The organism is Pseudomonas sp. TWI929, from assembly GCF_039673335.1.
GTDB lineage: Bacteria > Pseudomonadota > Gammaproteobacteria > Pseudomonadales > Pseudomonadaceae > Aquipseudomonas.
The window spans coordinates 1-6,492 of the sequence record NZ_JBDJLK010000152.1 but is presented as its reverse complement, the minus strand read 5'-3'; the positions used below and the strand labels follow the sequence as shown (position 1 = coordinate 6,492).

Genomic DNA, 6,492 nt, shown 5'->3' with positions numbered 1-6,492 from the left:
CGGTGGCGCCGACCTGCGCTACGCCGCCGAGCACATCACCTCCAAGGATGACGATGTAACCCTGATGGTCGGCGTCGACACCCAGGTGGTGCATGGCTTCGTCAACTGCAATGCCACCGGCGCCATCACCGGCATCGGCAACGCCCTGCCACGGGAAGTGCTGCAACTGGTGAGCCTGAGCAAGCAGGCGGCCAAAGGCGACGCTCGCGCCCGCCGCCTGGCACGCGAGCTGGAAGCGGCGCTGGCAGTGCTGTCGTCGTTCGATGAAGGCTGCGACCTGGTGCTGTACTACAAGCACCTGATGGTGCTGAACGGCGATACCGAGTACAGCCTGCACTTCAACGAAACCGACGCACTGACCGACGCCCAGCGCAACTATGCCGAGCAGCAGTACGCGCTGTTCCGCAACTGGTACGCCAGCTGGTCGGCCGAGCAGAACCTGGCCTGATCACCTGACCCAAGGCCGAACCGCAGCCCCCTGTGGGAGCGGGTTCACCCGCGAACACCGGCGAAGCCGGTGCCAGGCACCGAGTCGCCTGCTTCGCGGGTAAACCCGCTCCCACAGGGTATGCGGTTTGCCTTGATGCCTGAATCTGATTTACCAAGGAGGCTCCATGACCCTGACAGGCAACCTGCTGATCGGCCAGACCCCGGTTACCGGCAGCCGCACAGCCATCCACGCCGTCAACCCGGCCACCGGCCAGGCGCTGGAACCGGCCTACCTCGGCGGTACCGGCGAACACGTGGCCCAAGCCTGCGCCCTGGCCTGGGCGGCGTTCGATGCCTACCGCGAAACCTCGCTCGAACAACGGGCACAATTTCTTGAGGCCATCGCCGCGCAGATCGAAGCACTCGGCGATGCCCTGATCGACCGCGCCGTAGCCGAAACCGGCCTGCCCCAGGCGCGTATCCAGGGCGAGCGTGGCCGCACCTGCACCCAGCTGCGCACCTTCGCCCGTGTAGTACGCGCCGGCGAATGGCTGGACGTGCGCGTCGACAACGCCCTGCCCGAGCGCCAGCCGCTACCCCGCGCCGACCTGCGCCAGCGCCAGGTGGCCCTGGGGCCGGTAGCCGTGTTCGGCGCCAGCAATTTCCCCTTGGCCTTCTCGGTGGCCGGCGGTGACACCGCTTCAGCATTGGCGGCCGGTTGCCCGGTGGTAGTCAAGGCCCACAGCGCCCACCCCGGTACCAGCGAGCTGGTCGGCCAGGCAGTGGCGCAAGCGGTTAAACAGTGCGGCTTGCCAGAAGGCGTGTTCTCGCTGCTATACGGCTCTGGCCGTGAAGTAGGCATCGCGCTGGTCAGCGACCCACGCATCAAGGCGGTTGGCTTCACCGGTTCGCGTAGCGGTGGCGTGGCGCTGTGCCAGGCCACCCAGGCGCGCCCGGAGCCAATCCCGGTGTACGCCGAAATGAGCTCGATCAACCCGGTGTTTCTGTTCGACGCTGCCCTGCAGGCCCGCGCCGAGGCGCTGGCACAAGGCTTCGTCGCCTCGCTAACCCAAGGCGCCGGCCAGTTCTGCACCAACCCCGGCCTGGTCATCGCCCGCCAGGGGCCGGCGTTGCAGCGCTTCATCACGGCCGCCAGCGGGCATGTGCAGCAGGCCGCTGCGCAAACCATGCTCACCCCAGGTATCTTCAGTGCATACCAGGCCGGCGTCGGTGCCCTGGCGGAAAACGCCAATGCCCAGACCGCCGCCAGTGGCCTGGCTGGGCAAGGCCCCAACCAATGCCAGGCGCAGCTGTTCATTACCCAGGCCGAAGCCTTCCTGGCCGACCCGGCGTTGCAGGCTGAAGTGTTCGGCGCAGCTTCTCTGGTCGTTGCCTGCGCCAGCGATGAGCAGGTCCGCCAGGTAGCCGAGCACCTGGAAGGCCAGCTGACCGCCACCCTGCAACTGGACGAGGCCGACATCGACAGCGCCCGCGCCCTGCTGCCGACCCTTGAGCGCAAGGCCGGGCGCATTCTGGTCAATGGTTGGCCGACCGGCGTCGAAGTGTGTGATGCGATGGTGCATGGCGGGCCGTTCCCGGCCACCTCCGATGCCCGTACCACCTCGGTGGGCACGGCAGCGATCCTGCGCTTCCTGCGCCCGGTGTGCTACCAGGACTTCCCCGACGCCCTGCTGCCGCAGGCGTTGCAGCACGGCAACCCACTGCAGCTGCGGCGCCTGCTAGACGGTAAACGGGAAGGCTGAGCATGGTCGAAACCGCTGAAACCGATATCGCCGTGGTCGGCGCCGGCATCGTCGGCGTCGCCTGCGCCCTGCAACTGGCCCGCCAAGGCCGCCGGGTAATGCTGGTCGACCGCCAGGCCCCCGGCCTTGGCGCGTCCTACGGCAACGCCGGGCACCTGGCCACCGAGCAAGTATTCCCGATTGCCGACCTGTCGATCCTCAAGCGCCTGCCACGCATGCTGCTGGACCCTATGGGCCCGCTGCGCCTGGACTGGAAGTACCTGCCCAAGGCCATGCCGTGGTTCACCCGCCTGCTGCTCAACCTGCGCCCGGAACCGTTCCAGCGCAGCGTGGCCGGCATCCGCACGCTGAACGAAGGCAGCCTGGGTGCCTGGCAGCGGCTGCTGGGCTCGATCGGGCGCAGCGAGATGTTCCAGGAGGATGGCTCGTTGCTGGTGTTCGAACGGCCAGAATCGCACCAGGTGCTGGAGGCCTTGCGCGCGCGCATGCAGCAGCAGGCGGTGCCGGTGGACTTCTGGTCGTCTGAAGCCGTGCGCGCAGCGGCGCCGCAGCTGAGCCCGTCCTTGCTGGGCGGGCTGTTTTTCCCGAAGACCGGGCACTTCATCGACCCGTTCCGGGTGGTGTGCGAGTTGTTCGAAGCGGCCAAAGCCAGTGGCGTGCGCTTTGTTCAGGCGCAGGTCGAGGGTGGCCAGGTGCACAGCGGCGGGGTCAGCCTGGCCAGCGACCAGGGCACGCTGAGTGCGCGTCAGGTACTCGTCAGCTGTGGTGCGCATTCGGCACGATTGACCGGCGCACTGACCGGCAAGCGGGTACCGCTGGATACCGAGCGCGGGTACCACCTGATGCTGCCTGGCGAGCACCAGCGCTTGCCGTTTGCAGTCACCTCGCTGGAGCGCAAGTTCATCATGACGCCCATGGCCGATGGCTTGCGCCTGGCCGGCACGGTGGAGTTCGCCGGGCTGGACGCGCCGCCGAGCATGCAGCGGGCGTGGCAATTGCACCGCTTGAGCAAGGGTTTGTTCCGGCAGGACTTGAGTGTCGAGGGGGCTACGCCGTGGATGGGCTTCAGGCCTTCGTTGCCGGACTCGTTGCCGGTGATTGACCGGGTGTGTGACGGGCGGGTGTTGTTGGCGTTCGGGCATCAGCACCTGGGGCTGACCCAGGCGGCGGTGACGGCGGAATGGGTCGGGCGGCTGGCTGAGCGGGCTGCTGGGGCCGAGATGTCGGCATACCGGTTGGATCGGTTTTAGCTTCGGGGGCCGCTGTGCGGCCCTATCGCGACACAAGGCCGCTCCTACAGGGGACCGCGTACGCTTGTAGGAGCGGCCTTGTGTCGCGATCGGGCTGCGTAGCAGCCCCCCGGCATCACTCAGCGATACCGTTCAAGCCAGTGCGCATACGGCGCCGGCAAGGTCCAGGAAGCTTTCTCCACCCCCAGCTCCTTGGCCGCAAAGTAAGCCCAGTGCGGGTCGGCCAAATGCGCACGCCCTACCGACACCAGGTCCAGCTGGTTAACTTGCAATGCAGCCTCCGCCAGCTGTGGCGTACCAAAGCCCCACGCCGAAGTCACCGGCAGCTTCGCCTCACGCCGCACGCGCTCGGCAATCGGCCCCATGAACGCAGGGCCCCATGGGATGTTGGTATCAGGAATGGTGAAGCCAACACTCACGCTCAGCAGGTCGAGGCCACCGGCCTTGAAGCGGCGTGCCAGCTCGATCGACTCTTCCAGGGTCTGCTCATCGCGGCCATCGTATTCCAGCACGCCAAAGCGCGCGGTCAGTGGCAGGTTTTCCGGCCACACTTCACGCACTGCAGCCAGGGTTTCCAGCAGGAAGCGGCTGCGGTTGTCGAAGCTGCCACCGTAGGCGTCGGTACGCTTGTTGGAGTGCTCGGAGAAGAAGCTCTGGCCCAGGTAGCCGTGGGCGAAGTGCAGCTCGATCCACTCGAAGCCGGCATCCCGCGCACGGCGGGCAGCATCGACGAAGTCCTGCTTGACCCGAGCAATGTCGTCCAGGGTCATCTCGCGCGGCACTTGCGGCAGGTGCGCACCAAACGCGATGGCCGACGGGGCGATGGTTTCCCAGCCGCGAGCATCGTCGGCGGCAATGTGGTCATCACCTTCCCACGGCCGGTTGGCGCTGGCCTTGCGCCCGGCATGGGCAACCTGGATGCCCGGCACGGAGCCGGCGGCTTTGATCGCCTGCACCACCGGTACAAACGCCTGGGCGTGGGCATCGCTCCAGATACCGGCGCAACCAGGGGTGATGCGCCCTTCCGGTGCCACGGCAGTGGCTTCGACCACCAGCAGGCCGGCACCGCCACGGGCCAGGCCAGCCAGGTGCACGTGGTGCCAGTCGTTGATCATGCCGTCCTCGGCCATGTACTGGCACATCGGCGGAATGGCGATGCGGTTGCGCAGGGTGACGTCCTTGAGGGTGTAGGGTTCGAACAAGGCGGACATGGGCAAGCTCCCGAGCTATTTGATTACGATAGTTCGATCATAATCGAACTATGGCAATTAATGATAGCCCCGCTATCATGACGGCCATGCGAGCCTACCAACATCCCAATTCTGAAGACCTGACCCTGGAACGCCTGCTCTACGCCCTGAGCGACCCGGTGCGCCTGGGTATCGTGCGCCATCTGGCGGGCGTGGCCGAAGCCAGCTGCGGCGAGCTGGATGGCGGCCGGCCGAAGTCGAGCATGTCCCACCACTTCCGCGTGTTGCGTGACGCGGGGCTGGTGCATACCCGCAATGTGGGGACGACCCATATGAATTCGCTGCGTAGCGAGGTGCTGGGTGAGCGGTTTCCGGGGTTGCTGGAGTGCATCCTCCGGCAGCACTGATTTTTCCTGTGCTGGCGATAGGGCCAGTGCAGGCAACATCAATCCTCTTTCTTGCCCAGGGCAAACCGGCACACCTGCCCGCCCCTGAGCATGCATTCCTCATGGCTGACCTCGGCCCCGCCCAGGGTCCCGATCAGCGCCAGATCAAGCTCGCACACCACCGGGTGCGCCTTGGCCAGGTGATGAAACACGCAATTGTGCGCGACGATCTGCGGCTCCCCCGTCGAGCGGAAGAACACCTGCGCTTCATAGCCGGCATTGTTCATGTGCTCGACGATGCGTGCTTCATCCACCACTTGGTGCTCCAGGTCCGCCGCCAGCTTGCGCCCCAACTGGCGCATCAGCGCCAGCAAGGCCTCGTGCCCCAGCACGTCAGCCACCTCACCGATCAGCAAGTTGGCCAGCAGCGGGTACTGGCGGGGGAACAGCTCGCGGGCACGTTCGGTCAGCTCATGCAACTGCTCCGGGCGTCGCCCGGTGGGCCGGGTGGCACCGCGCTTGACCAGGCCGTCGCGCTCCAGCGCGGCCAGGTGCTGGCGCACCGCCGTGCGAGTGATGGCCAGGGCCTGCGCCAGGTCGTCGATGCTCATACCGGCCGGCTGGTGCAACAACGCATGGAGCAGGTCCTGTTGGGTACGGCCCAGGCCTTCGAGCATCAGAACTTGTCCGGGAACTGTTTGACCAACGCCGCGGCCAAGGCGTCGGACAGGGTCAGAATGTGCTCGCGCATCATCCCCCAGGTGCGCGCCTCGCCGGCATAGTCACCCGCTGCCAGCTGGTCGATCTGCGCCACATGGTGGCCGCCATGGGCGCTGAGCAACGTCAGCAGGGTGGGTTCGGGCAGGTTCGGGTTGGCTTTGGCCAGGAACGCGGCGATTGCCTTGGCATTGCTGGTCAGCTCATCGACAGCGGCTTGCTGGCCTTTCTTGTCCTTGCCCACGGTGGCATCGCTGTAATGCTTGATTGCCCCCCAGTGGCCAGCCAGCAGTTTCAGCAACTGGTCGGCGGCGGGCTGGCCGTACAACGGGGCGATACTGTTGGCAATCTTGGTGGCATCGGTAACCACTTCCTTGGCGGCGACTTCGGCCTGCTTGGCATTGCCGGCCTGGTTGGCGACAGCGTAGTTGCGAACCCAGAAGATATGCTCGACCCACAGGTCGCGCAGGGCCATGCGCGTGGTTATCGCGCCGGACTCAGCGGGTTTGGCGGCGGGGGCTGAGGAGGAATAGCTCTGGCTCCATGCCGGCTGGGCACACAGGGCGAGTAGCAGTAAGGCGGCAATCTTGATGTTCATGGCGGCACCCTCCTGGAGGGGATCGACTGACAATATTAATTTAAGCATCAAAATATGTTTTTATTGATGGTCAGGCAGGTTTCCGATCAGTGGTTTCCTGTGCCGGCCGCTTAGAGGGGGGAACCCCGGAGCTGCCCGGGCAGGGAAAAAAAAACCCCA

The 6,492-nt window shown here is 66.0% G+C and carries 6 protein-coding genes and 1 pseudogene; 4 read left to right on the top strand and 3 right to left on the bottom strand.

What is annotated here, in order from left to right; all coding sequences use genetic code 11:
- From ABE456_RS28050 to ABE456_RS28040, 3 genes and pseudogenes are all read left to right on the top strand, one after another.
- Positions 1–448 (top strand): annotated as a pseudogene (locus tag ABE456_RS28050) (dihydrodipicolinate synthase family protein); the annotation flags it as partial.
- A 166-nt stretch (positions 449–614) separates the two neighbouring features.
- Complete coding sequence (locus ABE456_RS28045; RefSeq protein ID WP_346646832.1) at positions 615–2,192, top strand: aldehyde dehydrogenase (NADP(+)); 1,578 nt, start codon at positions 615–617, stop codon at positions 2,190–2,192.
- A gap of 2 nt (positions 2,193–2,194) precedes the next feature.
- Entirely contained in the window at positions 2,195–3,442 is a 1,248-nt protein-coding gene (locus ABE456_RS28040; RefSeq protein WP_346646831.1) for an FAD-dependent oxidoreductase, read from the top strand.
- A 119-nt stretch (positions 3,443–3,561) separates the two neighbouring features.
- Here ABE456_RS28040 and xenA read toward each other — a convergent pair whose 3' ends face one another.
- Positions 3,562–4,653 (bottom strand): xenobiotic reductase XenA, encoded by a 1,092-nt coding sequence (gene xenA, locus ABE456_RS28035; RefSeq protein WP_346646830.1) that lies wholly within the window; start codon positions 4,651–4,653, stop codon positions 3,562–3,564.
- Positions 4,654–4,703: 50 nt separating this feature from the next.
- Between xenA and ABE456_RS28030 the strand changes: the two genes are divergently transcribed.
- Entirely contained in the window at positions 4,704–5,039 is a 336-nt protein-coding gene (locus ABE456_RS28030; RefSeq protein WP_346646829.1) for a helix-turn-helix domain-containing protein, read from the top strand.
- Positions 5,040–5,077: 38 nt separating this feature from the next.
- Here ABE456_RS28030 and ABE456_RS28025 read toward each other — a convergent pair whose 3' ends face one another.
- A complete protein-coding gene (locus tag ABE456_RS28025) occupies positions 5,078–5,695 on the bottom strand; it encodes a MarR family transcriptional regulator (RefSeq protein WP_346646828.1) in 618 nt (205 codons plus the stop codon).
- Positions 5,695–6,333: a hypothetical protein gene (locus ABE456_RS28020; protein WP_346646827.1), complete on the bottom strand. Its 639-nt coding sequence runs from the start codon at positions 6,331–6,333 to the stop codon at positions 5,695–5,697. Before ABE456_RS28020 ends, ABE456_RS28025 begins: the two co-directional genes overlap by 1 nt.
- Positions 6,334–6,492 lie beyond the last annotated feature (159 nt).

Coding starts and splice junctions, on each gene's coding strand:
- ABE456_RS28045 (WP_346646832.1), top strand. CDS start 615: ATGACCCTGACAGGCAACCTGCTGATCGGCCAGACCCCGGTTACCGGC.
- ABE456_RS28040 (WP_346646831.1), top strand. CDS start 2,195: ATGGTCGAAACCGCTGAAACCGATATCGCCGTGGTCGGCGCCGGCATC.
- xenA (WP_346646830.1), bottom strand. CDS start 4,653: ATGTCCGCCTTGTTCGAACCCTACACCCTCAAGGACGTCACCCTGCGC.
- ABE456_RS28030 (WP_346646829.1), top strand. CDS start 4,704: ATGGCAATTAATGATAGCCCCGCTATCATGACGGCCATGCGAGCCTAC.
- ABE456_RS28025 (WP_346646828.1), bottom strand. CDS start 5,695: ATGCTCGAAGGCCTGGGCCGTACCCAACAGGACCTGCTCCATGCGTTG.
- ABE456_RS28020 (WP_346646827.1), bottom strand. CDS start 6,333: ATGAACATCAAGATTGCCGCCTTACTGCTACTCGCCCTGTGTGCCCAG.